This is a genomic window from Olsenella intestinalis, from assembly GCF_023276655.1.
In the GTDB taxonomy this organism is placed as follows: domain Bacteria; phylum Actinomycetota; class Coriobacteriia; order Coriobacteriales; family Atopobiaceae; genus Olsenella_J; species Olsenella_J intestinalis.
On sequence record NZ_JALGRK010000002.1, the window covers coordinates 664,047 to 690,056 of the forward strand.

Below are 26,010 nucleotides of genomic sequence, written 5' to 3' on the forward strand. Positions count from 1 at the left end.
GTCGTCGCGGGAGCGCGCGGAGGCGAAGTCGCCTGACCGCGCAAACAAGAGGCCACCCGCGGCGTTCGTGCACGCGGGTGGCCAGCCGTTGGTTCAAGGAGAGGGGTGGCCCAGCCCTCGGAGAAGAGCACGTGCCGCGGGCCAGGCTCGCCCCTCGTGGGAGGGACTACTCGTCCTCGCCGCCGGAGTCGGGCCTCGACGGATCGTCCGAGCCCTCGGGGGCGTCGGTCGCATTGACGCCATCGGACGAGGCACGGGTGACCTCCGAGTCGGCCTCGACCGTCGTCTCGCCGGCCGCCCCAGCGGCCACGGCGGCAACGCGGCCCTCGATCGCGGCGTTGCGGCGCTCCTCGGCGGCCTCGATGATGTCAGCGTTGACCCTGCGCCAGTGCAGGAAGAACGGGACGGCAGAGATGACGATCAGGATGCCGGCGCTGATCGGGTTGAAGCTGAACAGGGGCACCTCGCCGGAGATGATGCCACCCAGCTCGCCATACATGAGGATGAGCGAGGGAACGATGGCAAGGATCGCCATGACCGGGCCACCGGGGGCCTTGAAGGTCGGGTGGTAGTTCTCCTTCTTGCGAAGCGAGAACCAGGCGCAGAAGAGCAGGGCGTTGCGCAGGAGGCAGATGAAGGTGAAGATCGCCACGAGGTCCTGGATGGTCGTCGCCCAGACGAGCACGAGGGCGAAGCCGGACTGCCAGAGCATGGAAATCACGGGCGAATCGTACTTGGGGTCGATCTTGCCCCAGGAGCGCCACCAGTAGCCCTCCTGCGCAGCCTTCATCTCGCCACGGGCCTGGAACATGATAAGCGACGAGAGCGACCCGGTGACCACGATGACCGCAAGGATTGCGGCGACCGTGCCGGCGTGCTCGCCAATCATGGGAATCTGGGAGAACGCCATGGCGATCGGCGCCTCGGACGCGGCCAGGGACTCGATGTCGACAAGGCCGGTGGCGGAAACGGACAGGAGGACGTAAAGGAGGGTGACGACGAAGACGGTGCCGATGAGCGCGATCGGCATGTTCTTCTTCGGGTTCTTCACCTCGCCGCCCATGGTGACGCAGGTCTGCATGCCGTCGTAGGACCAGGTGGTCGCGGCGACACCGGCGATGAGGGCCATCATGATGTTGCCCGAGGCGGCCGCAGAGCTCGCAACCGGGGCTGCCTCAAAGTTGCCGCCGTTGATAAAGAACAGGCCGGTGAGAACGAGCAGCAGGAACGGAACGACCTTGAAGGCCGTGATGAAGTTCTGCCACTTGGCGCCTGCGTGCTTGTGGCACATGTGAAGCCACGTGAAGAAAATGATGAGCAGGCACGCGATGATGGAGACGACCGTCGCCGACCAGCCCGTGAAGAAGGCGAGGTAGTTGGCGACCGTGAGCGCCATGATCGCAATGCCGACGGGATCGGAGCCCCACCAGCAGGACCAGATGAAGAACATGGCGAGGAAGGGCCACCCGGCCTCGCGGAAGTACACGAACTGTCCGCCGTCCTCGGAGTATGCGGTGGAGTACTCCGCATAGATGAGGTTCTGCGGAATCATGATGAGACCGCCGATCAAAAACGCGAGGATGGTGAAGAACGGTGTGCCGGCGGCACCGGCAACTGCGCCTACCGAGGTGAAGATTCCCGATCCAATCGTGGTTCCGACGCCAAGTGCAACGGCGGTGCTGAGGCCAAGGTGACGAGTCATTCCCTCGCCGCCCTTTGCGGCCTGCGTGTCAGACATACACTCTCCCTTCTTGCTGTCATGACCAATCGAATGCGACGGAGACGCCCTCGTCTCGTCGAGACCCAGCGCGTCTCGCTGACTCCATCCGTAGAATTACACGCACTGGAATATTTTTTGCTCACACTTGTTTATTCGTCGGCGAGTGGTATAGAATTACTTAGTACTTACTTAGTTCAATATGATGGGTGCATTCTACGTGCATGCCCCCATCTCCAGGGATGGCCGACACGACCGGACGGGCCTCCAAGGCGGCAAGGACACCCTTGCGAAGCCGCAGTGCAAATCCAGTCAAAGGCCACCTCCACATAGAGGGATGTACCAGCTCTGCACCAGAAACTGTCACTTTGCGCACAAAGGGCACGCGCACGTCAGAAAGGTGGGGTCATGAGCACGCTGGGCGGGGACTTCTACTCGAGATCGCTTCGCGTCACTCAGCGCGTGAACGTGATTCTCCCGGACGACTCGGAAGACTTTTGGACAGAGATAGATAATGACCTGAAGGTTCTATACCTCCTGCACGGCCTCGGCTCGAACGCCGACGAGTGGGCACGCTTCTCGATGATCGAGGCCTTTGCGAAGGTCTATGACTTTGCCGTCGTGATGCCCGACGGCAACCGCAGCTTCTATCTCGACGCACCCGCGGGACCACGCTACTTCGAATGGGTCTCGGAAGAGCTGCCCGAGCTCGTGCACACGTGGTTCAGGCTTCCGCGCGACCGAGAGCACACCTTCGTGTGCGGCGAGAGCATGGGAGGATACGGCGCGCTCAGGATGGCCCTCGCCCACCCCGAGCGTTTCGCAGGGGTGGCAGCGCTCTCCTCCGTAACCGACCCCGCAGTGCTAGCCGAGGACTTCTCCGACCTCTTTTGGGGTGACGCCGAGATGCGTTCCGTCTTCGGTGAGTCGGGCCCTGACGAGGGACACTCGATCGAGAGTCTGGCTCGCGCGGCGATCTCCCGGGTCGGGCCCGATGGCATCCCCCGCATCATCCAGATGGTCGGAGAGGACGACCCCTTCTGTCCCCACGTGAAAAGGCTCGCCGAGGCGCTTGCGCGCCTCGGCTGCAGCAACAGCTTCGAGAGTTGGCCGGGGAGGCACGACTTCCTCTTCTGGAACGGCGCCCTGGACCGTGCGCTGCGGATGTTTTCCGGCCTCGAGGCACCGAGCCTCTAGCCCTCTAGGCCAAGCTCCTCTCGCAGATAGCGACAGGTGGCCTCATGGGGAGCGTGCGGGTCCTCCCAGTAGATGGAGTCATTGATCTCGAGGTCGATCCCGTTCTCGAAGCCACGCTCCTCAAGCGTGCGGATGAAACCGGCGAGCTTCTCGCGTCCGTAGGAGCCCAATCCCACCGCTTCGTGATGGGAGTCGGAATAGTGGATCCACTCGACCTTGTCCCCAAAGCAATCAAAGTAGTCGTCGAGCGTCTCCCCCTGCACCTCCATCGCAGTGATGTCAACGCACACCCGAAGCGCGGGAGAGGAGACGGTATCGAGCACCCGACGCACGTCGGAGAGGGTCGTGACGAGGTTGCTCTCGTAGGGCTGAAGCTGCTCGAGAGGCATAACGATGCCCTCCGCCTCGGCGAGGTCGCAAATGGTCGCCAGGGTGTCCGTGCAACGCTTGAGCGACTCCTCGCGCGGCAGGCTCCTCAGGCCGCAGCCCGAGTTGACGAAGACGCGTCCGCAACCCAACTCGTGCGCGTCCTCGAAGGCCCACTTGAAGAACTCGATCGTACGTAGCGTGAGCGCCGGGTTGGGATCGCAGAGGCTATAGGGGTAGCCAAGGGTCTCGGGCGTGTAGATCGTCACGCACTGGCCGCGCTCCTCCATCTGTCGCCGCATGGCGCGCAGGCGGCGGGAGGCCGCCCAGGAGTCAGGGTAGTCGAGCCTGCAGTAGAACGGCTCGGCACCCCAAAGGTCAATGCGCGCGATACCGAGCTCAGCCATTGAGTCTAGAAAGAACTCGAACGGGTAGTGCACGTACGACGTACCCATGACGGAGACGTCGCGCATCGTTATCGTGCTCATGCGAACCTCCAAACGGGACGGGGCCGCCCGGAGGCGGCCCCGCATAGGGAAACGATGCCCTAGTAGTCGAGTGCGCGGTAGTAGCGCCGGATGTCCATCGGGTGGCAGTTGATGCGCTCGATGTGCGCGTCTATGCGATTGGTGACCTGGTGGGTCACGAGGTGGCTCAGGTAGCCTCGATACTCCGGAGAGATGCCCTCGAGGGCATAGTCCTTGGAGTCGATGATGGTGTAGCGCGCGCAGATCTTCGGGAGGAACCGGGCGACGCGCTCGGCCAGCGGGCGCTCGGCGTCCTCTCCCATGATGACGGTCACGTTCGTATCGCGGTCAACCACCTCGAGCATGCCGTGGAAGAACTCGGCGGCATGGATCGACTTGGTGCGGATCCAGTGCTGCTCCTCCCAGTAGCACATCGCATAGGAGTAGGTCGACCCATACTGCTCGCCGGCGCCCACGAAGTAGTGAATGTCATCGTCGTGGTGCTCCTCAGCAAACCTCTGAGCGAACTCGTCAGAGGCCTCCGCGACCGAGACGAGCGCATCCGCAAGGTGCGCGTCGAGCTCGGCATAGTAGGCGTCGTACTGCGGGAACTGGCCGGCGTTCATCATGAAGCGATCGGCCACCATGAAGAACTTGAGCTGCTCGTTCTCGGGATAGACGATGCAGTGGGTCGCCCCCTTTGCAAGCGGCGAGTCCTCAACGTCAACGAAGCCGATGGTCGTGACGCCACGCTCGTTCAGGGCCTCCAGGGCGACGACCATCTCCGCGGTGTTGCCAGAGACGGACGAGAAGACGACAACGCTCTTGTCCGTGAGGCGCTTGTTTCCGAGCGTGTTGAACTCGGCAGCGTTCTCGACGACGACCGGCAGGTCGCTCAGCTCCTTGATGTGCGACTCGGCCTGGAGCGCAGAGGCCCAGGTGCCCCCGATGCCCATGTAGCATACGAGGTCGAAGCCACGCTCACATACTTCGTCCACCACGGCCTCGATCTCGCCGCGAATGGCGAGGGCGCCCCTCACGCTGTCCAACTCGTGCTGCTTGTCATACTTGATCATTCTTACGGTCTCCCAACTAGTCGAGCCCGCGACCCTCTGCCACGGGCGCTTTCGCTATTGCTTGCCGAGGTACTTGCCGCCGTCGGCGTGAATGTCGGCACCGTTGATCACGGCCGCGTCGTCAGATGCGAGGAACGCGAACACAGCGGCTATCTCCTCGGGCTCCTCCACCCTTCCGAGAGGCCCGAGATCCACGAGGTCACCCTCGTTCTGGTACTCCATGTCACCGAAGGCGTCGGCCGTGGCGTCCATCATGGGCGTCCTCACCCAGCCGGGGCTCACGCAGTTCGCGCGAAGCTTGCCACCAAGCTCGTTCGCAAGGCACTGCGTCAGATGAACAACGGCGGCCTTGCTCATGGCATACGGGGCCTCAAAGGCGTAGCAGGCGGTACCGTCCACGGAGGCCGTGTTAAGAATCACGCCCTCGCCCTGTTCGAGCATCACGGGAAGCACGTGGTGGATCATGTCGTAGGTGCCGAGCAGGTTAACCTCGATGACCTTTCGGGCGGTCGCGACATCCTGCTCCTCGACGGATCCGACCTCACCGCCGATCCCCGCGATGTTGCAGAGGACGTCGATGCGGCCAAGGCGTTCGCGAACCGATGCGACGGCGGCGGCCACCGACTCGTCGTTGGTCACGTCAACAGCGACCGCAACGTAGGCATCCTTGGAAAGACCGAGTTCGGCAGCGGCCGCCTCGACGGCGTCAGCCGACAGATCGAGCATCGCCACGGTCGCGCCCTCGTGCGCGAATCGTCCCGCCGTGGCCTTGCCGATGCCGCTCGCGGCACCGGTGACGACGACTACCTTCCCTTCGATTCCCCGCATGAACGCTCCTTCCCTGGCAGCGAGACCCTCTGGCAGCACTGCCTGATTCGGTACTGGTATATATTTCGTATTAACTTATTTACCGCTCTTATACAAGGTATAATTTTCACGTTCACTTATCTGGTAGCTATTCGGGGGGCAGGCGGCATTCAGATTAAGGAGAGGCCCATGGTAAAGCGATGCGGCAGCAGCAAACGAAAAGTGAGTCTGGGGCCGTTCCAGGACGGTAGCAAGCCACGTCTCGTTGCCACAGATATGGATGGAACGTTTCTAAACCAATTCGGGGAATATGACCGTGAGCGCTTTGCCCGAGTCCTCTCCGCCATGGCCGAGTCTGGCACGCGCTTTGTCGTCGCAAGCGGCAACCAGTACTACCAGCTCCGCACGTTCTTCGAGGGAATCGAGGAAGAGGCGGACGCGTCGCCCATTGCCTACGTCGCCGAGAATGGCGCCCTCGTCGTCGATGACGGGCTCGTAATCGACCATGCATCCCTCTCGCAAGGCGTCGTCAAGGACGCATGGAGGCTCCTCTCCTCCAGAGCGGATGCCGAGTGCGCCCTCTGCTGCGTAAACGAAGCCTACGTCCAGCACGGCTCGGCAAGCCAAGGCTTCTTCGAGCTCATGAGCCGATACTTTCCCCGAATCTCCTGGACCGACGACCTTACGTCCCTGAACGACATCGCGCTCAAGTTCTCGATCGAAACGCGCAACGGGACAGAGCAGGCGCTCTCGGAGGCTGTTTCCGACGCCCTCTGCGGGGCCCTCGTCCCCGTTGTCTCGGGCAACGGCTCGGTCGACCTCATGGCGCCCGGTTGCACGAAGGCCACTGGCCTAGCAACCCTTTGCAAGAGATGGAGACTGTCACTCGACGAATGCCTTGCGTTCGGCGACAACGGCAACGACGTAGAGATGCTTGCCGCCGTCGGCTGGGGTGTTGCGATGGACAATGCCGCCTTGGACGCGATTCGTGCAGCTGACGCCACCTGTCCGCCAAATACGGAGTCGGGAGTAATCGAGACCCTCCAGCAGTTATTCCTCGACTAGTGCCATAGCGCGGGCGCTATCATGAGTCAGTTGTAAAGTGCGCAACCCGCCCCGGCACCACCTCAGGAGATAACCCTTGACCATCAATAACGACGCCCCTTCGCCGCTGTGGCCGTCCGCCTTCGAGGCGGCCATCTTCGACTTCGACGGCACCATCTCGGACACCGCCGCCCTCTGGAGGCGCGTAGACGAAGACTTCCTCGGGGCACGCGGGTTTGCCGTGCCCGACGACTACGCGCTCACCCTCTCCACACTCGGGTTCTCCAAGGGGGCCGAGTACACCATCGAGCGGTTCGGCCTTCACGAAAGCGTCGAGTCGATCTGTGCCGAGTGGGTCCGCATGGGCCGCGAGCTCTACGAGGCCGAGGCCACCCTCAGGCCGGGCGTCGTCGACTACATCGAGCGGCTTCGCAGCCATGGCGTCCGCGTGGCGCTCGCAACGACCAACGACCCCGAGGTCCTCGACGGCCTCAGCCAGGTGGACGTGGCGAGCCTCTTCGACGTGCGCGTTCACGGTCGCGAGGTCGCACGCGGGAAGGACCATCCCGACATCTACCTCGAGGCCGCGCGGCGCCTGGGAGCAGACCCCGCCTCCTGCATCGTCTTCGAGGACATTCCGGCTGCCCTCGCCTCGGCTCGCGCGGCGGGCATGCTCGCCTGCGGCGTACGTTCCAGCGACCCCGTGCAGGACATGGCCCAGATCGAGCGCGAGGCCGACCTCGTTATCGACGACTGGCGCGACCTCGCACGCCCCTAGCAAAGCCCGCACGACAAGAAGGGCCGCCACCCGATTGCACTCGGATGGCGGCCCCAGTCGCACCTGATGAACTATCTCGTCGCAATGGCGGCCTAGAGCTCGAGCTCCATCAGGTTCGTGATCGCGTGGACGTAGATGCGCAGCGCGCGCTTCAGGCTCGCCTCGCTGATGCCCTCGTCAGGCCCGTGCTCGGGGCCGACCCACGCGGGCACGGCCTCGTCGGGGTCATGCGGGCCGAACGCGCAGGCGCGCGTGAACTTGCGCGCGTACGTGCCGCCGCCGATCGTGATGGCCTTCGAGCTCTTGCCCGTCACGTGGTCGTGCGCGGCGAGAAGAGCCTGCACCTCGGCAGAGGCGGGGTCGATGTAGAAGGGAACCTTGACCATGTCCACGTCGAAGGTGGCGTCGTTGCCCTGTGCCAGCTCGTCGAGGATGCACGTGATCCTCTCGTCCGTGATCGACGTCGGGTAGCGGCAGTCGATCGTCTGCGTGAGACGGCCGCCCTCGAGGCGGACCGTGCCGCCAATGGCGGTCAGCGCGCCGAACTTGTCGTCGGCGCTCTTGATGCCGAGCGACTCGCCGTCGTGACCCCGTCCGCAGACGAGGCGCTCGAGCTCGAGGAAGGTTCGCTCCGCGGCGGAGCAGAGGTCGTTCGCAAGCAGGTAGTCCACGAGCAGGCCGATGGCGTTCACGGTTCCCTCGGGCATCGAGGCGTGACCGCCCTTGCCGTGCGCCACGAGCCTGACGAGGCCCTCGCCGGCCTCCTCGACCTCGATCTCGGCGGTCGGCTCGAGCTCGCCCGCGCCCGCGCGCACGACGGCCGTCGCCTGCGACGGGATGGCGTTTGCCACGGTGCCGCCGTCCATCTCGACGATGCGCGAGTCGCCCTCGCCGCCGAAGCAGGCCTCGGAGGTGAAGTGGGCGTGGTAGACGCCCTTCTCGCCACAGATGAGCGGGAAGTCGGCATCGGGCGAGAACGCAAAGGCCGGCTCGTCGTAGTTCTCGAGGTACCAGACGAGGTCGTCCATGCTCGTCTCCTCGTTGTTGCCCACGAGGAAGCGCAGCGTGTAGGGAAGCTCCTCTCCCCTCTCGCGCGCGAGGCGCGCCACGAGGGCGACCGCGTAGAGCCCGACCACGAGCGGGCCCTTGTCGTCGAGCACGCCACGGCCCAGCAGGAAGCCGTCGCGGCGCGTCACGTCAAAGGGGTCGACGGTCCAGCCGAGCCCCTCGGGCACGACGTCAGTGTGGCAGATGAGCGCGATCTGCCTGTCACTGGCGCCCGCAACGTCGGCGTAGCCGATGCGGCCGCCCTCGCACTCGTGCGCGTCCATCCCGAGCCTCTCGGCGAGGCCCAGGCCCGCCACGAGCGCCTCGTGGGCGCGAGGGCCCCAGGGCATGCCGGGGGCCGCTGCCGAGACGTCCTCGACGGAGGGGATCCGCACCAGCGTCCGGATGTCGCCCACGACGTCCTCCCACACCTCCTCGATGTAGGCGTCGATCTTCTCATCCAGCTCGCGCACGTGATCGGACATCGGTCCTCCCTGGGTCTGCCTGCGGCCGGTCCGCAGTCTCTTCCCGCCCATCCTAGGACATCGGCGGAGCCGTGGCCGCCAGAGGGCGACGCGGCCCAAAGCAACACAGCGCGCACACGCGAGGCGGCACGCGCGACGCCACGCGCCACAGGCCACCCGCGACGGACCCGCGGCACAAAAAAAGGCCCCGCCGGAGCGGGGCCTGAGCCATATGCTAGAACGTGGCCGGAGACTCTACGCCTTGGTGACGTTGGAAGCCTGGAGCTTGCCGTTCTGGCCAGTGGTGATCTCGAACTCGACAGCCTGGCCCTCGTCGAGGGTCTTGAAGCCGTCCATCTGGATCTCGGAGTAGTGGACGAACAGGTCGTCGCCGTCCTCGCGGGAGATGAAGCCGTAGCCCTTGTCGGGGTTGAACCACTTAACAGTACCCTGTGCCATTTCGTGCCTTTCTTTCTTGCCCCTGAGGGCGAAAACAATGCGCAGACGCGCGATACCTTTTGTGGCGAATTGCCACGAAAGACATAATACCCCAAGAAATCTCAATACTTCATCACAAACCGTTCACAGACAAAAATGGTTCAAGCGTGAAACATTTGACTTGACACGACGGTGCTTCTGATGCAGGCGCCGCCGAGAAGAGCCTGCCCCTCGCCCCGCGCGGCGCCTAGCGCGCGAGCTCCCTCTCGAGCTCGGCGAACTCGGGCGGGACCTCGCCCTCCTCCACGCCGAACGCCTCGCTGATGGCACGGGCCTGCGCGATCCTGAGCGAGCCGACCTCAGCGTCTCCCTCGAGCTCGTAGGCCTCCCCCACCTTGCGCAGGGCGTAGGCGGCGTAGGCGGCGACGGTGTCGCCGACGCCCGAGAGCCGCATCATGGTCACGAGCGACTCCGGCGAGAGCGCCATCGCGGTCTCCGGGTCGAGGTCGAGCAGCTCGGCCACGGCCTTCTCGGCCTCGCCGATGTGGGTGAAGTCGTTCCTCTTGAAGATGCCCAAGAGAGCGACGGCGACCGACTCGACGAACTTGCCGACGACCTCGAGGATGTAGTCGTGCTGGAGCATCCGTGCCTCCAATCTGTGTTGGCGCCTACGAGCTGGCGGGCGGTACCACGCCGAGGTGCTCGAAGGCGAGCTGCGTCGCCTGGCGGCCCTGCGGCGTCCTAATGATAAGCCCGCTCTGCAGGAGGTAGGGCTCGTAGACGTCCTCGAGCGACGAGGGGTCCTCCCCGACGGCCGAAGCGATCGTGGTGAGTCCCACGGGCCGGCCGCGGAACGTCTTGGTGAGCGCGGTGAGGATCTTCACGTCCATCCAGTCGAGGCCCATCTCGTCGATCTCGAAGAACGTGAGCGCCTCCGATGCGACCTCCCACGTGATGCGCCCCTCGGCCTTCACCTGGGCGTAGTCGCGCACGCGCTTGAGCAGGCGGTTGGCGAGGCGCGGCGTGCCGCGGCTCCTCGAGGCGATCTCGGCCGCACCCTGGGCGTCGATCTCGACGTCGAGGATCCTGGCCGAGCGCTCGACGATGCGCGCGAGCTCCTCGATCGAGTAGTAGTCGAGGCGGTACGAGATGCCGAAGCGGTCGCGCAGCGGACCCGTCAGCAGGCCCGTCCTGGTGGTGGCGCCCACCAGCGTGAAGCGCGGCATGTCGAGCCTGATGGAGCGCGCCGCCGGGCCCTTGCCGATGACGATGTCGAGGAAGAAGTCCTCCATCGCGGGATACAGGACCTCCTCCACCTGGTGGTTGAGACGGTGGATCTCGTCGACGAAGAGGATGTCGCCCTCCTCGAGGTTGGTGAGGATGGCGGCGAGGTCTCCGGTGCGCTCGATGGCGGGGCCGGAGGTGGTGTGCAGCTTGGCGCCCATCTCGTTGGCCACGACGCCGGCGAGCGTGGTCTTGCCAAGTCCCGGGGGTCCCGAGAAGATCACATGGTCGAGCGGCTCGTTTCTCGTGCGCGCGGCCTGGATGAGGACCCGCAGGTTCTCGCAGATGCGCTCCTGGCCGCAGTAGTCGTCGAGGGTCTTCGGGCGCAGCGTGCGCTCCACGTCCAGGTCGTCCGAGGTGAGCGAGCTCGTGACCGGGCGGCTCGCGCCGCGCGGGCCGTGCGCGTCCTCCTCGAAGAGGTCTCCCTTGTCAGCCTCCCACATCAGGCACCGCCTCCCAGGTTCTTGAGGGCGAACGACAGCGCCGCCTCGATCGTGGTGGCACCGGCCTGCTCGTGCCCGTCAAGGGCGAGCGTGGCCTCCTGCTCGGTGAAGCCCATCGAGAGGAGCGCCTCGAGCGCGTCCGCGCCGACTGCCGACGCGGGCGCCGTGGCAGGCGCGGCCTCGGTCGTCGTGAGGCCGACGAGGCCCCTCAGCTCGCCGTCCTTCTGGAACACGCCCTCCAGCTCGACGAGCAGGCGCTGGGCCTTCTTCTTGCCGACGCCGGGCACCTGCGACATGCGCGAGACGTCCTGCGCCGCCACGACGGCGGCCAGGCTCGCGGGAGCGAAGGTCGACAGGACCGCGAGCGCGAGCCTGGGGCCCACGCCCGAGATCGCGACGAGGCGGTCGAAGAGCGCGCGCTCCTCTCGGCTCGAGAAGCCGTAGAGGTCCATGGCGTCCTCGCGGACGACCAGGCGCGTGAGGATGGTGACGGCGGGCGTGCCCGACGGGGGCAGGGCGCTCGCGGTCGTGGTCGACACGCCGAGCTCGTAGCCGACGCCTCCCACGTCGAGCACGACGCTCGAGGGCAGCACCTCGAGCAGGGTGCCTGTTAGCTGGACAATCACGAAGCGTTCCTCCTCGTCTTATCGCGGCGTGCGCCGCGGGCAACGTTCGCCGCGGTTGCGGCCGCCGTGACCTGGCGCGCCTCCTCGGCGTCGACGGCGCGCTGGGCGATCTCCTGCTCGCGCACCTGCTCGGCCGCGACCCTGCGGGCGATGCCCTGGGTGCGGCAGAGGTTGGCGTGGCAGACTGCTGCGGCGAGCGCGTCGGCCGCGTGGTCGGGCCGTGGGTCGTGGTCGAGGTCGAGGACGTTACGCACCATGTAGATGACCTGGCGCTTGTCCGCCGATCCGGTCCCCACCACGGCCTGCTTGATCTGCATCGGCGTGTACTCCCCCACCTCGAGCCCGCCGGCCGAGCACGCCACGATGGCGGCACCGCGGGCATGGGCGGTCGCGATGGCCGAGCGGGTGTTCTCTCCGAAGAAGATCTTCTCGATGGCGAGATGCGTCGGCCCGTAGCGCGAGATGACCGACGAGACCTCGTCGAAGATCTTGCCGAGCCGCTGGTCGATGGGGTCGTGCGAAGAAGTGCTGACACAGCCGTAGGCGCGGGCGCGGCACACGTTGCCGCGCGTCTCGACGATGCCCCAGCCCGTGTTCGCAAGGCCGGGGTCGATGCCCAGGATGATCACGTGCCCTCCGCTGCTGCCGTGGCGCATGCGCGCCGATAATCGAACGTCCGTTCTATAGTAGCACAGGGCCGGGCGGCCGCGGCCTAGTTGGCCGAGAAGGGCGTGGGCCAGCGGTTGCCGGCCGCGTCCTTGATCGTGAGGTTGTTGCCCATGTCAGCAGGCGCATCGGAGCCAAGGCCGCCGTCGGGATCGGGCAGCGACGCGTCGAAGGCGCCGCTGGCCGCGAAGTCGCGAAGGTAGGCGAGCGCCTCGCGCGCGTCGGCGGGCATGTCGTCCTCGGCGACGTCGCGAAGGCGTCGACCGGGCCTGCGTCCGCCATAGCCGCCATCGGCGTCGGAGCCATCCTCGTCGTCGAGGCCAAGGGCGCGCCTGAGCTCGTCGGCGACGGGGTCGGGCTCGTACTCGGAGCGGACGGGGTCGATCTGGAGCGGCTCTCCCCTCCCCGCGGTCGACGCATGCCAGGCCATGCGCATCGGACGCAGGACGCGGTCGACCGGCCACTGCGAGGTGGCGAGCACGAGCGGCACGTTCAGGCGCGCGCACTCCGCCTCGTCCATGGCGACCGTGGCCTCGCGGACGAGCTCCTGGTCGAAGCCGACCTCCTCGTAGGAGCGGCTGGGTTCGAAGCCGGCCTCGTAGCGCTCCATGACAAGCTCCTCAACCTCGCGAAGCGGCGCGGCGGCGAGGGCCGGGAAGCGGCCTCGGCCGAGGGCGCGGCTCTTCTCGGCGTCGGGAAGCGAGATGTCGGGGATGACCGGCGAGGCGGTGTTGCGCTGCGCGGCGAGGGCGACCACGTCCGATAGCAGGACGTCGCCCAGGGGCGCGAGGCTCGCGGCGGCCGGGTGGAGGGCGCCGCCCAGGGCGAGCGAGGTCTTGTCGGCGCAGGAGAGCACCATGCCGTCGAGCTCGGCGGCCCAGGACGCGAGGTAGGCCTCCACGATGCCACGGCGCAGCAGCAGGTCGGACGCCTCCTTCGCGGGCGGGAGCGCGGCGAGGTCGGAGCCGTCGCGGCAGTCGATCCTGAGGTTTCGCGCCAGGCGCTGGCACGCGGCCTCGCGCTCGACGCTCTCGGGAGCGTCGACGATGGCATGCACGTTGGTGGGACCGAGCGCGTCGGTCGCGATGGCGGCGGCCACCATCGAGGAGAGCGTGCCGTCCAGGGCGAGCACGGCGTGGCGCCACCCCTGCTTGTGCAGGAAGTCACGGGTGCCCGCGACGAGCAGCTGCCAGAGGAAGGCGTGGCGGTCCCCCTTCGCCAGCTCGCGGGGCGCCTCGGGGCTCTCGGGCTCGAGCAGGTCGGTGACGAGAAGGACCTCGTCGAGGCTGCGGGCACAGTCGACCACCGAGCCGCTCGGCGAGAGCACGCAGCTTCCGCCCGGGAAGACCTGCGTGCCGTAGCCGCCGACCGGCGAGACGACGACGAGCCAGGACTCGAGCGCCGATGCGAGGTAGGGATACGCGGTGTGGCTGAGGTCGACGCCCAGTAACGAGTCGGGCTCGTCGAAGGCGGTGCCGAGGGCCGGCGCGAAGACCACGACGTCCACGTCACGGGGGCCGAGGGAGAAGTCGAAGAGGCCCTCGTGCTGCGTGACGAACATGACGCGCTTCGAGCGGGCCTCGACGACGGGGCCGGGGCGTCCGCCCGCGTCGCGGGAGGATTCGACCACGTCGCCCGGCCACATCAGCTGCCCGGCGGCGTCATGGACGCTCATCTGCCCCTCGCTCAGGAGCGCGCAGCAGTCGATGCGGCCGAGCAGCTCCAGCGTGGGAATCGGGACCAGGCAGGGGCAGGCGACTGACTTCGCCGCCTCGGCGAGGGCGCCAACGGCGTCGAGGACGAACTCGGTGGCGCACGCCTCGAACGGCACGAGCGATCCGGTGGTGACCGTCGAGGGGAAGCAGAGCAGGTCGACCCCCTGCGACGCAGCCGTCTCGGAGAGCGAGACGATGCGGCTCGCCATCTGGGCGAAGTCGCCTGGGGTCGTGTTGATCTGAGCGACGCCGATTCTCATAAGAGAAGGTCCCTCCGTGTCGTGCGTCCCTCTGGGGATACGCACCCGACGGAGGGACCCGAAACAGCCCCGTGAAGCCGCTTCGCTTGTCTGTTAGAACTCGGCCTTCCAGAGGCCGTGCAGGTTGCAATAGGCATAGACCTCGCCGTGCTCGGCGAAGCCGCCGCAGAAGGTGGCCTCCGGCGCACCGGTCGGGTCGAGCCTCCTGATGAGGGTCTTGCCCTCGGCGCAGACGGCAAGCCACTCGATGTGGTGCTCCTCGAGCATCGGGTGCGCCACCTCGCCGACGCGGACGACGAGCTTGTCGCCCTCGCGGGTCACGGCGGGCACGTGCTTCTCGGCGGCTGCGTCGACAGATCCCGCCTCAAGCCTCTCCATGGGCTCGCCGCAGCACTGCGGGGTGCAGGTCCCGCGGTTGACGACATAGACGAGGTTTCCGCACTTGTTGCAACGATAGAAGATGACGTCGGACATGGTGCTCCTCTCCTCTTGGTCTGGCGGCAGGCGCCGCCAAGGCCATTGTCCCCCAAACGGGGGACGTCCCCGCGCTCGCAGGCACACCTTGCGGCGAGCGATGCAACGCGGCGGGGAGACGGAGGGGCGCCTAGGTGACCTGAACGTAGCCCTCCCTGCCGACGAAGTCGTCGACCTCGGCGAGCATGACCATGTTCTTGGCGTCGACCTTGGCGGGAAGCTCCATGCGCATGATGTCGCCGGCGTTGCTCTCGACCATGAGCTCGATGCGGTCGAGGCCCGCGTAGCGCACGAAGATCGACTGCAGGCGCTCCATCTTGTCGATCGAGAGCATGCGCGAGGGCAGGTAGACCTCGACGACCTTGGGCTTGTTGGTGGCCTCGGAGAGCTCGATCGCCTCGATGGAGCTCGTGATGACCTGGTCGCCGCGGTCGCCTCGCTCGAGCTTGCCGTGGACCTTGATGAACACGTCGCTCGTGCGCTCGCCGGTCGTCGGATCGATCTCGCCCTGGAGGATCTGCGCGCACTCCTTGTACGTCTTCGGGAAGACGACGAGCGTGATCTCGCCCTCCATGTCCTCGAGGGTCACGATGGCCATCTGGTCGCCCTTCTTGGTGACCTTCTTGGCGACGCCGCCCGTGGGGACCATGCCGGCGAGGCGGATCTCGCGGCCCTCCTCCACCTTGTAGCGCGTGGTGGCGCCACCCGTGACGGGGTCGATGACCTCCTCGGACTCCATGAGCTCCGAGATCGTGTAGTCGCGGGCCTTGGACAGCGCGTACTCGTACGGGCGCAGCGGGTGGTCGGAGACGTAGATGCCGAGGACCTCGTGCTCCTGGGCGAGCTTCGTGTGACGGTCCCACTCGTCGCCGTCGGGCTCGGGAACGTCGTCCTCGAAGCCGGCGCCCTGGACGTCGGCGAACATGTCGAACATCGAGACCTGTCCGTTGGCCTTGTCCTTCTGGCGGCGCGCGGCAGCGTCGATGATGTTGGCCGGGTTCTCCTTGGCGACAAATCCCATGAGCTGCTTGCGGGTGTAGCCCGTGGAGTCGAAGGCGCCCGACTTGATGAGCGCCTCGACGACGCGGCGGTTGGCCTGGCTGCCGTCGACGCGCTCGCAGAAGTCGTGCAGGTTCGCGAAGGGGCCGCCCTTCTCGCGCTCGGCCATGATCGCCTCGCCGACGGCGGCGCCCACGCCGCGGATGCCGGCGAAGCCGAAGCGGATGCCCTCCGCGGTCGCGGTGAAGTCCTTACCGGACTCGTTGACGTCAGGCGGCAGGATCTTGATGCCCTCGTGGCGGCAGGAGGTGACGTAGTGCACGATCTTCTCGGTCTTGCCCATGTAGGACGTGAGGACCGAGGCCATGTACTCCTTCGGGAAGTGCGCTTTGAGCCAGGCGGTCTGCATGACCAGGATGGCATAGCCGGCCGAGTGCGACTTGTTGAACGCGTAGGACGCGAACTCGAGGACGTCCTCCCAGATCTGCTGGGCGACCTCCTTCTTGTAGCCGTTCTCGACCGCGCCGTTGATCCAGTGGTCGTAGATGGTCTCGTCGGCGCCGTTGCCCTCCCAGTGGAAGATCTGGCTCGTGAGCATCTTGATCTTCTTCTTGGCCACCGGCTTTCGGATGCGTCCGTCGGACTCGCCAGGCGAGAAGTTCGACATCTTCATCGAGATCTGCATGACCTGCTCCTGGTAGACCATCGTTCCGTAGGTCTCGTCCAGGATGTCGGAGAGGCGGTCGTCATAGAACTTGATCGGCTCGCGACCGTTCATGCGGTTGATGTAGCTCGTGACCATGCCGGCGCCGAGGGGACCCGGGCGGTAGAGGGCGATGAGTGCGACGATCTGCTTGTACTCGCGCGGCTGCATGCTCTTGATGGTTGCCGTCATGCCGCCGGACTCGACCTGGAAGACGCCGGCCGTGTGGCCCTTGCCCATGAGCTCGTAGATCTTCGGGTCGGAGAAGTCGATCTTGTCGGGGTCGATGTCGACGCAGGTGGCACCGTCCTTGAGGGCCGCCTTGACCGTCTCGGGCATGCCGTCGATGTCAGAGGCGTTGGGATAGGCGTTGCGGATGTTCTCGAGGGCCTTGTTGATGACCGTGAGGGTTCTCAGGCCCAGGAAGTCCATCTTGAGCAGGCCCATGTCGGCGACCGAGTGGCCCTCGTACTGGGTGATGGTGACGTTGCCCTTGGTGTCGAGCTTGGTCGGGACGTGGTCGGTGACCGGCGTCGGGGCGATCAGCGTCGCGCAGGCGTGGACGCCCTCGCCGCGGGTCAGGCCCTCGATGGCCAGGGCTGCGTCGATGATGCGGCGCGCCTCGGGGTCGCTCTTGTAGGCGTTCTCGAAGTCGGGCGAGTACTGGTCCGGCTTCTTCTCGTTCTTGTGGAGCGCGTTCGCGAGAGCGAGCTTGGGGTCGTTGGAGAGCATCTTCGAGAGCTGCTGGCCCTTGTAGACCGGGAAGCCCAGGACGCGGTTGGCGTCGTTGATGGCCTGCTTGGCCTTGATGGTCGAGTAGGTGATGACCTTGCAGACGCGGTCCTCGCCGTAGAGCTCGCGCACGTGCGCGAGGACGTCCTGGAGGTGCTCGTCGTCGAAGTCCATATCGATATCGGGCATCTCGGTACGCTGCGGCGAGAGGAATCGCTCGAACATGAGGCTGTTCTCGAGCGGGTCGAAGTTGGTGATGTTCATCGCGTACGCGACGATTGCGCCTGCGGCGGAGCCACGGCCCGGTCCGACGCCGATGCCCTGGTCCTTCGCCCACTGGACGTAGTCCTGGACGATGAGGAAGTAGTTGGCGAAGCCCTTGTTGATGATGATGCCGGCCTCGTGCTCGTAGCGCTCCTCGACGTTGATGCCACTGATCGTGACGTTACGCCAGTCGTCGCCGTAGCGGCGGGCGAGGCCCTTCTCGCACTCCTCGCGGAAGCGCTGGTCGGCCGTCTCGCCCTCGCGAAGACCCGGGAACTCGGGCAGGAACATGGAGTCCCAGTCGAGCTCGTAGTCGCACTTCTCGGCGACCTCGAGGGTGTTGTCGCAGGCCTCGGGACACCATGAGAAGAGCTCGCGCATCTCCTGCTCGCTCTTCATGTAGAACTCGGTGCCTTCCATCCGCATGCGGTTGGGGTCGTCGAGGGTCGTGGCCTTGCCGATGCACGAGAGGATGTCCTGGGTCGGCGCGTCCTCGCGGGCGAGGTAATGGAAGTCGTTGGTTGCGATGACCTTGATGTCGAGCTCGTGGGCGAGGTTCACGAGCTTCTCGTCGAGGGAGCGGTCGTCGAAGCCGTTCCTGAAGTTGAGCCCGTGGTCCTGGATCTCCATGTAGAAGTCGTCGCCGAAGATGTCCTTGAAGGTCTGCGCCCACTCGCACGCCTCGTCGAACTGGCCGTCGAGGATGCGCTGCTGGATGATGCCTTGGACGCAGGCGCTCTGGCAGATGAGCCCCTCGTGGTACTCCTTCAGCATGTCCAGCGTGGTGCGGGGCTTGTAGTACATCATCTCGTGGCCGGCGGCCTTGGACATGCACTTGATGAGGTTGACGTAGCCCGTCTCGTTCTTCGCGAGCAGGATCAGGTGGTAACGGCGCTGCGGCGTGCCGCGCTCGATGCAGTCGTCAGTGATGAAGTAGGCCTCGCAGCCGAAGATCGGCTTGACCTTGAGGCGCGGGCGGTTGGCGCGCACGGCCTCGAGGTCGTGACCGCTCTCCTCCCACACCCTGCAGTCGCTCTCCCACTGCGCATGGACGGCGTCGAAGTAGGACGCGCCCTCGGGGTCGGCCTCGGGCTCCTCGAGCTCCCACCCCTTCTGGAAGCACTCGACGTCGTGGCGCCACTGCTTCATGTTCTTCTGGTCGTCGTTGTACTTGCGGCACTCGAGGTCGAGCTCGGGGATGCCGAACATGTAGCCGTGGTCGGTCAGCGCGACGGCGGGCATCTCGAACTCGACGGCGCGCTTCACCATGTCGGGGATGCGCGTGGCGGCGTCGAGGATCGAGAAGCACGAGTGGTTGTGAAGGTGGACGAATGCCATGAAAGCTCCTTTGTCTGGCGCGGCGAAGGCACCGGCCCCGCGCGCCACGGACGACACAGGACATGATAGCGGAAGGACCTAGGCCTCCCGCCCGACACCAAACACCTGTTCGTGACCTCCTGCCTGCCAAAACGCCAGCGTGGCGAGAAAAGCGCAGCTTCCCGCCTCGCAAAAGAGGCGCCTGCGGGCAAAAAAGAACACAACTCGCAGCCTAGATGGCAGGCGCGTGCCCCGCGTCGAAGGCGTAGGAGCAGACGAGGGGCTCCCCCGCCTCGTCCTCGCGCTCGACGCAGACGAAGCAGCACTCGACGCTCTCGAAGCCCTGCGACATGAGGACGGAGGCGTAGAAGTTCGCCTGCATCTCGTGGCTGGCGAAGATCTCGTCCTCCGTGAGGTCGCGGTCGCCGGTCTTGTAGTCGACGACGAGGGCCGAGGTGGAGCCGTCGTCGGTCGCGAGCAGGTCGATGGCGCCCTCGACAGAGTCGCCGAAGCGCGACGGGGCGCTCGCGAAGAACGGGACCTCGGCGCGGACGTGGTCGTGGGCGAGTGCGCGCTCGCGGACCTTGGAGCGGGCCCAGCGGTCGAGCGCGTCGGCGAGCCTCGCCATCGCGCGCGGAGAGAGGTGCCAGCGCCTCGCGATGGCCTCGACGCGGGAGGGGTCGGGCGCGTCTGCCTTGGACTCCACCATCGTCTGGGCGATCTCGTGGAAGGCCGAGCCGAGGCCCGTCGCGCGGTCGGCGTCGGCGGTCACGGGAGCGCCCTGCTGCTCGGCCTCGCGGACCTCGGGGCTCGCAAGCGAGCGGGCACGTCGGCGCTCCGAGCCAGGCAGCGCCTCGCCGCGCTCAAGGGCCTCGCGAACCACGGCGGCGTGTGCGCTCGAGTAGCTGTAGGTGCCCTCGCGCGAGCCCCAGGAGGAGAGCAGCGGCGTGAGGACGTCCTCCTCGACCTCGAACAGATCGAACTCGCCGCCGGCGTCGGGATCGTCGGACGCGGTCCCTTCGGGTGCGGCGCCGGCATAGCCGTTGGCGTCGGTGCCGTCGGAGACGTCGGCGTGGCCGAGCGTGGCGATGTCGTCCTCTGCGGCAGGCAGGTCGCCCTCGAGCTCGGCCATGGATCCGCCGGTGGAGGCGGACCAGACCTTGCGGCCGGCCTCGGTCCTCTGGGAGACGTCGATGGCGCGGACGAGGCCAGGCTCTTCTCCCCCGAAGGAGAAGGGGTGCTCGCCGGCGTCGATGGTCGCGTCGAAGAGGTTCTCCGCGAAGGAAAGCGAGAGCGAGTCGCTGACGCCGGCCTTCGTGGACCAGAGGGGGCAGCTCACGACGAGCGCCTCGCGGGCGCGGGTGAGCGCGACGTAGAGGAGGCGCGTGCGCTCCGCGGCGTCGGCGGCCTCGTCGTCCTGGGTCAGGGCGGTGAGCCACTCGAAGGCGTCGCGCGGGTGGTCGTACGGCTCGGCGCCCTTGACGACCTTGGAGAAGTCCTTTGGCCTGAGGGCCGAGGGCGGGCGCAGCACGCAGACGCAGTCGTTACCTACCTTGCCCGAGACGAGGCTCTCCGAGCGCGAGCGCGACGACCAGCACTCGGCGATCGCGACCACAGGGAACTCGAGGCCCTTCGAGGCGTGGACGGTCATGATCTGGACGAGCCCCTCGGCGCCGCCTGCGAGCGAGGCGGGTGAGACCTTGGAGACCTCGAGCCAGCGGTCGAACTCCTGGGCCGCGAGGGCCGGGCCGATCGAGAGGTCGAGCGTGAGCTCGCGGATGTAGGAGATCGCGGCGAGCACGTTGGCCTCGCGGGCGCGGCCGTCGGCGTCGCGCTCGAGGCGCGAGAGCCAGCCGGACTCGCGGATGGCCTGCAGGCACACGTCGGCGACGGGCATGCGGCGCATCGCGCTTCTCGCCCGCGCCATGACCTCGTGGGCGCGCGCCAGGCGCGGCGACGGCTCGGCGCCCGCGAAGAGCTCGAGGGTCTCGAGGCCGCGGTCGATCGTGCGCATGGTCGGCGCGTCGAGCGTGCGCTGGCGACGGGTGCCGAGCTGTACGAAGTCGTTGGCGTCGAGGCCGAACATCTCGCTCGAGAGCAGCGGGAAGAGGCCGGAGCGCGTGTCCTTGGGGTTGGCGAGGGCGTGCAGGAGTGCCGCAACGACGTGGACCTCGGTCGCGCTCGTGAAGGTCGAGCCGCCGCTCACGACGCACTCGAGGCCGCGGGACCTGAGCGCGTTGATGTAGTAGGAGGCGTGCGTGAAGGAGCCGAGCAGAAGCGCCATGCCCGAGGGGCTCTCGCCGTGGTCGCGGTAGGCGGCGAGGCGGTCGGCGACCATCGCGGCGCCGACGGCGCACTGGGCCTTCGAGGGTCCGCCGGCAGAGGACGGTCCGCGCGTGAGCTCGACGTCGATGCGGGGCAGGTCGCGCGCCTGGTAGGAGTCGGTGCGCTTGGGGTTGGCGTCGAGGTGCATGAAGCCGTCGAGGACGCCGCCCTCTCCCCCGCAGACGCGGTCGACGAGGGCGAGCACGTCGCCGTGGCTGCGGTAGTTGACCGCGAGCTCGACGTGGCTCTCCTTGGGCAGGCTCTCGCCCCTGCGGTTCATGACGGTGACGTCGGCGCCGCGGAAGCGGTAGATCGACTGCTGGACGTCGCCTACCGTCGTGAGGCGCAGCGCACCCTCGCCGGATAGCAGGCGGATGAGCTCGTGCTGCTTGTCGTCGGTGTCCTGGAACTCGTCGACCATGACGAGGCGGAAGCGGCCGGCGTAGTCGGCCGCGACGGTCGGGTCGTCGCGCACGGCCTTGAGGGCGAGCTCGATAAGGTCGTCGTTTCCGAGCACGGACGAGGCGCGCTTGAGCTCCGCGATCCTCCCCTCCACCTCCTTGGCGCAGTCGAGAAGGACGTCGGTGTAGCCGTCGACGCCTGCAAGCGAGAGCGACGCCTTCGCCTCGGAGAGGTCCTGCTTGATGACCTTGATCTCGGTCGCGTGGCCGCCGCGGGCGGCGGGCAGCCAGAGGCCGTTGACGACCTCGAAGGCCTCGCGGGCGTCGAGGGCGGAGGGCGGCAGGGCGGCGAGCGCGTCGAGACGCTCGAGCCCGGCGGTGACCTTCTCGGCGTTCTCGTCCTTCAACTCGAGGGACAGGAGGCTGCCGTAGTCGCTCGCGACGCCCGAGAGGACTGAGCGCACGCCGGCGGCCTTCGGGAAGCGCAGGGCGGCGTAACCGCCGGCCGTCGAGTGGGCGGCCTCCATGACGGCGACGACCAGGCCGCAGACGCCCGAGGCGCCCCGGGCGTCGACGCCGCCGAAGCCGAAGTCGTCGAAGAGGCCGGCAAGGACGGGGCTCTCGCCGCGTCGGTCGTAGGCTGCGCCCACGACCTCGCGCAGCGCGGTGGTCTCGATCGTGGACTCGAGGTTCGTCGAGGCGACCGAGAAGTCGGGGTCGAGGCCCAGGTCGAGGGCGTGTCGGACGATGATGCGCTTGCACATGCCGTGGATCGTCGAGATCCAGGCGGAGTCGACCTGCAGGGCATGCTCGTTCATGCCGGCGTCACGCAGGGTGGAGCGGACGCGCTCCTTGATCTCGCGGGCCGCGGCATTGGTGAAGGTGATGATCAGGACCTGCGACATGCTCTCGAGGAAGGGCGCGCCGCCCTCGCCCGAGCCGTCGGAGAGCGCCCACGCGACGCGACGCGTGAGTGTGAAGGTCTTGCCCGAGCCGGCGCCTGCCTGCACGAAGAGGGGCGCGTCGAGCGTCTCGGCAATCTTCCTTTGCTCGTGGTTCAGGCCTTCTAGGGTGATTCCGCTCACTTGGAAATCCTCTTCTCGCATTTCATGACAGGACAGAAGGCGCAGGAGGTGGCGTCACGGGGGTTGGCCTCGATGCGGCCGGCGACCATGTTCTCGACCTGCTCGGCGATGCGCTCCTCGGTGGCGTCGAGCAGCGCGTCCATGCCGCGGGAGCCCTCGCACCCGAAGGCGTCGGCGGATCCGACGGCCATGGCGTCGAGGCCGCGGGAGCTGGGCTCGTGCGAGCCGAACACCTTGTCTGCGAGGTTGGCGTCGACGGCGCCGGAAAGGGTGTGCTCCTCTCCCCTGGTCGACAGGTACAGGGACGCCTTGACCGAGAGCTCGGGGCGGCTCCTGCGGACGACCTGTCCGTAGACGAGCGACTGGACGCGGCGCGGCAGGGCGAACTCGCCGGAGTCGCCCTCGGCCGACATCGCGCCGTACTCGCGCATGAAGCCGGCCGACGACTTGTGCTTGTAGTCGATGACGAGGGCGTTGCCGTGCGCGTCGACGTCCACGCGGTCGATGGTGCCGTTGATCCAGGCACCGGCGTACTCGACGAGCTCGCCGCGGCGGCCGAAGCCCCACTCGAAGAGGCGGGGCTCGAAGCCGAGGAAGAGGCCGGCCTCGTAGTCGAGCACGCTCTCGAGGTCGCGCCTGAGGGTGGCGAGCTGGTCCTCCTGGGAGGCGTCGTGGGCGACGAAGGCCTGGTAGCGTCTGTTCTTCCCCTCGAGGATGGTCTGGTGCAGGAGGTGCAGGTCGAACTCGTCGTCGAGGATCTTGCGGGCGCGCTCGAGGCCAGAGTCGTCGCCCTCGACGACGCGTGACCCAGGCACGCGCACCCGCGGGTCATCCACGCTCTTCTCGTCCAGTCCTGCCGCGGCGAGCGCCTCGGCGAGCATGGTCGCGTGGGTCACCTCGAGGACGCGGTGGGCGAAGGTGCCCATCTCCATGGGGCCGAAGCCGGCGTCGACGTCCTGCAGGCGCAGGCGGCGGAGGCTGAACCACTTGTAGGGGCAGTCGAGGTAGGTCTCGATCTGGGAGGCGGAGAGCATGGGCTTGCCGTCCACGAGGTCGAGCCTGCCCTCGCGCGGGACGTTGACGAGGGCGCGGGAGGGGCCGCTGACGACGCCCGCCGAGGACGCGTGGTCGCGCTCGACGAGGGCGGGCGCGTGGCCCGTGGCCGTGAGGTTGGCCGCGGCGTCGACCTCGCCGAGGCGCGTGGCGGAAAGGCCCGTCGAGGAGTCGTCGGCCTCGGGCGAGGCGTAGCAGGACAGGAGCTCGGAGAGCATGACCGAGGGGTAGCACTCCTTGGCCTCGGAGTTGAAGAGGGTGCGCTCGAGGCTGACGTGGCGACGGGCCGCCGCGACCTGGCGGTAGAAGGTGCCACGCGCGGACTCGAGCGGGTCGGGGGCGTCGGCGATGCCGAGGGCCTCGACGATGCAGTCGCAGACGTCGTCGGTGCCGCCGACGGGCGACTCGACCGAGGTCTGGCCGCAGATGATCGCCGCGTCGCAGGAGAGGGCCTGCTCGCGCGCGGCCTGGGCGAAGGAGGCGATGGTGGCGGTGCAGCGCGCGCCGGGCACGGCAGCCTCGGGCCTGACGACGACGCCCAGGCGGTCGAGGGCGAAGCTGGCGGCGTCGACGAGCTCGCGCAGGGCCGCGGCGCTGCCGGGCTCGAGGTCGGCGGCGACGCCCTGCTCCTTCAGGCTCGACGCGACGCTCAGCACGGCGCCGAGGGCGCCGGTGGCGCGGGCGTCGGAGAGCGGGTCGTCGGGGCGGCTGACCTCGCGGAACTCCTCGTCGTCAAGCTCGCTCTGGATGCGGTCCTCCACCTCGCGCTCCCCGCCCTCGGCGAAGGGTGCGACGAGCTTGGAGGCGGCCGAGCCGAGGCGGCCCTTGAGCAGCTCGCGCGTGGCCGCGGCGACCTCGCGCGAGGTGGCGCGCTCGCTCTGGAGCTCGGACAGGACGTCCGCCGGGGTCAGCAGGCGGTCTGCCCTCCAGGCGGCGTCGAGGCGCAGGGCACGGGAGGTGGGCACGTGCGAGATGTCGCTCAGGAGGAAGTCGACGACCTGCTTGGGCGGCCACCAGTCCATGTCGGCGAGGACGAGGCGCGTGCCCTCCTCGGTCTGCTCGGGCTCGGGCCAGGTCTCGGCGAGGGCGGAAAGCGAGGCCACGGAGTCGGCGAACTGCATGAAGGCGCGGCCGGCCTCGAGCTCGAGGGCGGGCTCCAAGACCTGGGCGCGCACGGCGATGCCGCGGGCGGCGAGCTTGGGGGCAAGCTCGCGCCACATGCGCGCGACGTCGGGGCAGGAGATGACGACGGACTCGTCGCCGAGGGATGCGAGGCGCTCGACCTCGCGCGCGACGCACTCCGCCTCGGCGAGGGGACCCAGCGGCTCGAGGAGCGACACGGCGCCGGTGGCCGAGGTCGCGCCCGACACCCTGAAGAGGCTCGAGAGCAGGGACGAGAGCTCCGCGTCGCGGCCGTCGTCGGGCATCCCAACGTCGATGCAGGTGGTCATGAGGTCGAAGCCGCCGTCCGAGGCAGAGGCGGCCTCGAGGAGATCGACGGCGCGATCTATCTCGGCGTAGACGGGGCTGTCGCCGCACGGGCGGACGAGCGTCACCTCGACCTGTGCGGCGAGGTCGCAGACGAGCTCGCGCTCGGCGCGCGAGAGCCCGGAGAAGCCCGCGAGCACGACCGGTGCGAGCGATGGCGCTCCGCCGCCCTCGACGATGCTGCCGACGACGGAGTCCATGACCTGGCACTCCTCGACGAGGGAGCGCGACGGGAGGGACTCTCCGTAGGCGATCGCAAGAAGGACGGCCTCGCGCTCGGCGGAGGTCAGGGCGGCCGAGGCCGGGCTCTTCTCGGCATCGAGGGCGTCGAGGGAGGCCTTGAGCCACGGGAGCGCCTCGCGCGCGAGGCGCGAGATGACGGTCACCGTGCCGGGGTTGGAGTCAAGCGGGCAGGCGTCGCCCTGGGAGGCGAGCAGGGAGCGGATCGCGAGGTCGCGCGCGACCGGCGAGACCACGCGCGTGCCGTCGCCCCAGACGTCCCAGCGCTCGCGGGCCCAGGATGCGGGCGTCTCGACGCGGACGCCGAGGCCGAGGCCGGCTGCGGCGAGCTCGCGCGAGGCGACGAGCTGCGTGCGGAAGTCCGGGACGAGGACGAGCGCGGAGCCGTGCTCGTCGAGCGCGCCGCGCACGACCCCCTGCGCCGAGTCGCAGATCAGGCGGTCGTTTGACGAATACATGACGTTGAGGGACATGTGGCTCCTTGTCGATGGCGCGACGCGCGCGGGCGCGGGTGTCGGCTGTGCATGTGCGACT

18 protein-coding genes are annotated in these 26,010 nt (G+C 67.5%); 3 read left to right on the forward strand and 15 right to left on the reverse strand.

What is annotated here, in order from left to right; all coding sequences use genetic code 11:
- Positions 1-166: 166 nt before the first annotated feature.
- A complete protein-coding gene (locus tag M5D76_RS07615) occupies positions 167-1,738 on the reverse strand; it encodes an amino acid permease (protein ID WP_248922786.1) in 1,572 nt (523 codons plus the stop codon).
- Between the two features lie 387 nt (positions 1,739-2,125).
- On the opposite strand from M5D76_RS07615, the gene M5D76_RS07620 reads away from it, so the two are divergent.
- A complete protein-coding gene (locus M5D76_RS07620) occupies positions 2,126-2,914 on the forward strand; it encodes an alpha/beta hydrolase (RefSeq protein ID WP_248922787.1) in 789 nt (262 codons plus the stop codon).
- Here the strand turns inward: M5D76_RS07620 and M5D76_RS07625 are convergent.
- From M5D76_RS07625 to M5D76_RS07635, 3 genes are read right to left on the reverse strand one after another with little or no spacing between them, the layout of a single operon-like run.
- Positions 2,911-3,768, reverse strand: coding sequence for a sugar phosphate isomerase/epimerase family protein (locus M5D76_RS07625; RefSeq protein WP_248922788.1), 858 nt, complete (start codon positions 3,766-3,768; stop codon positions 2,911-2,913). The two genes, M5D76_RS07620 and M5D76_RS07625, sit on opposite strands and share 4 nt — an antisense overlap.
- Positions 3,769-3,827: 59 nt before the next feature.
- Positions 3,828-4,823 carry an SIS domain-containing protein gene (locus M5D76_RS07630; RefSeq protein ID WP_248922789.1) on the reverse strand — a complete coding sequence of 332 codons (996 nt, stop codon included), beginning with the start codon at positions 4,821-4,823 and terminating at the stop codon, positions 3,828-3,830.
- Between the two features lie 54 nt (positions 4,824-4,877).
- The gene (locus tag M5D76_RS07635; protein ID WP_248922790.1) at positions 4,878-5,651 is read right to left on the reverse strand and encodes an SDR family NAD(P)-dependent oxidoreductase; all 774 of its coding nucleotides are present in this window, start codon (positions 5,649-5,651) and stop codon (positions 4,878-4,880) included.
- A 168-nt stretch (positions 5,652-5,819) separates the two neighbouring features.
- On the opposite strand from M5D76_RS07635, the gene M5D76_RS07640 reads away from it, so the two are divergent.
- Together M5D76_RS07640 and M5D76_RS07645 are read left to right on the forward strand one after the other, a co-directional pair.
- Complete coding sequence (locus M5D76_RS07640; protein WP_248922791.1) at positions 5,820-6,695, forward strand: Cof-type HAD-IIB family hydrolase; 876 nt, start codon at positions 5,820-5,822, stop codon at positions 6,693-6,695.
- 76 nt (positions 6,696-6,771) lie between these two features.
- On the forward strand, positions 6,772-7,452 hold the full coding sequence (locus tag M5D76_RS07645) for an HAD family hydrolase (RefSeq protein WP_248922792.1): 681 nt from the start codon (positions 6,772-6,774) through the stop codon (positions 7,450-7,452).
- Between the two features lie 92 nt (positions 7,453-7,544).
- Here the strand turns inward: M5D76_RS07645 and M5D76_RS07650 are convergent, their stop codons facing one another.
- The 11 genes from M5D76_RS07650 to M5D76_RS07700 form a co-directional block, all read right to left on the reverse strand.
- Positions 7,545-8,984, reverse strand: a complete 1,440-nt coding sequence (locus M5D76_RS07650; protein ID WP_248922793.1) for a Sapep family Mn(2+)-dependent dipeptidase — start codon at positions 8,982-8,984, stop codon at positions 7,545-7,547.
- A gap of 234 nt (positions 8,985-9,218) precedes the next feature.
- Positions 9,219-9,422 (reverse strand): cold-shock protein, encoded by a 204-nt coding sequence (locus M5D76_RS07655; RefSeq protein WP_248922794.1) that lies wholly within the window; start codon positions 9,420-9,422, stop codon positions 9,219-9,221.
- Positions 9,423-9,648: 226 nt separating this feature from the next.
- A complete protein-coding gene (locus M5D76_RS07660; protein ID WP_248922795.1) occupies positions 9,649-10,044 on the reverse strand; it encodes a hypothetical protein in 396 nt (131 codons plus the stop codon).
- A 25-nt stretch (positions 10,045-10,069) separates the two neighbouring features.
- A complete protein-coding gene (ruvB, locus tag M5D76_RS07665) occupies positions 10,070-11,128 on the reverse strand; it encodes a Holliday junction branch migration DNA helicase RuvB (protein ID WP_248922796.1) in 1,059 nt (352 codons plus the stop codon).
- On the reverse strand, positions 11,128-11,754 hold the full coding sequence (ruvA, locus tag M5D76_RS07670) for a Holliday junction branch migration protein RuvA (RefSeq protein ID WP_248922797.1): 627 nt from the start codon (positions 11,752-11,754) through the stop codon (positions 11,128-11,130). Before ruvA ends, ruvB begins: the two co-directional genes overlap by 1 nt.
- Positions 11,751-12,383, reverse strand: coding sequence for a crossover junction endodeoxyribonuclease RuvC (ruvC, locus tag M5D76_RS07675; RefSeq protein ID WP_346348408.1), 633 nt, complete (start codon positions 12,381-12,383; stop codon positions 11,751-11,753). Before ruvC ends, ruvA begins: the two co-directional genes overlap by 4 nt.
- An 83-nt stretch (positions 12,384-12,466) precedes the next feature.
- Positions 12,467-14,395, reverse strand: a complete 1,929-nt coding sequence (locus M5D76_RS07680) for an NAD(+) synthetase (protein WP_248922798.1) — start codon at positions 14,393-14,395, stop codon at positions 12,467-12,469.
- Positions 14,396-14,488: 93 nt separating this feature from the next.
- Positions 14,489-14,869, reverse strand: a complete 381-nt coding sequence (locus M5D76_RS07685) for a desulfoferrodoxin family protein (RefSeq protein ID WP_248922799.1) — start codon at positions 14,867-14,869, stop codon at positions 14,489-14,491.
- Positions 14,870-14,999: 130 nt separating this feature from the next.
- Complete coding sequence (dnaE, locus tag M5D76_RS07690) at positions 15,000-18,905, reverse strand: DNA polymerase III subunit alpha (protein WP_248922800.1); 3,906 nt, start codon at positions 18,903-18,905, stop codon at positions 15,000-15,002.
- A gap of 211 nt (positions 18,906-19,116) precedes the next feature.
- Complete coding sequence (locus M5D76_RS07695; RefSeq protein WP_248922801.1) at positions 19,117-22,695, reverse strand: UvrD-helicase domain-containing protein; 3,579 nt, start codon at positions 22,693-22,695, stop codon at positions 19,117-19,119.
- Complete coding sequence (locus M5D76_RS07700; RefSeq protein WP_248922802.1) at positions 22,692-25,949, reverse strand: PD-(D/E)XK nuclease family protein; 3,258 nt, start codon at positions 25,947-25,949, stop codon at positions 22,692-22,694. Before M5D76_RS07700 ends, M5D76_RS07695 begins: the two co-directional genes overlap by 4 nt.
- Positions 25,950-26,010: the final 61 nt, after the last annotated feature.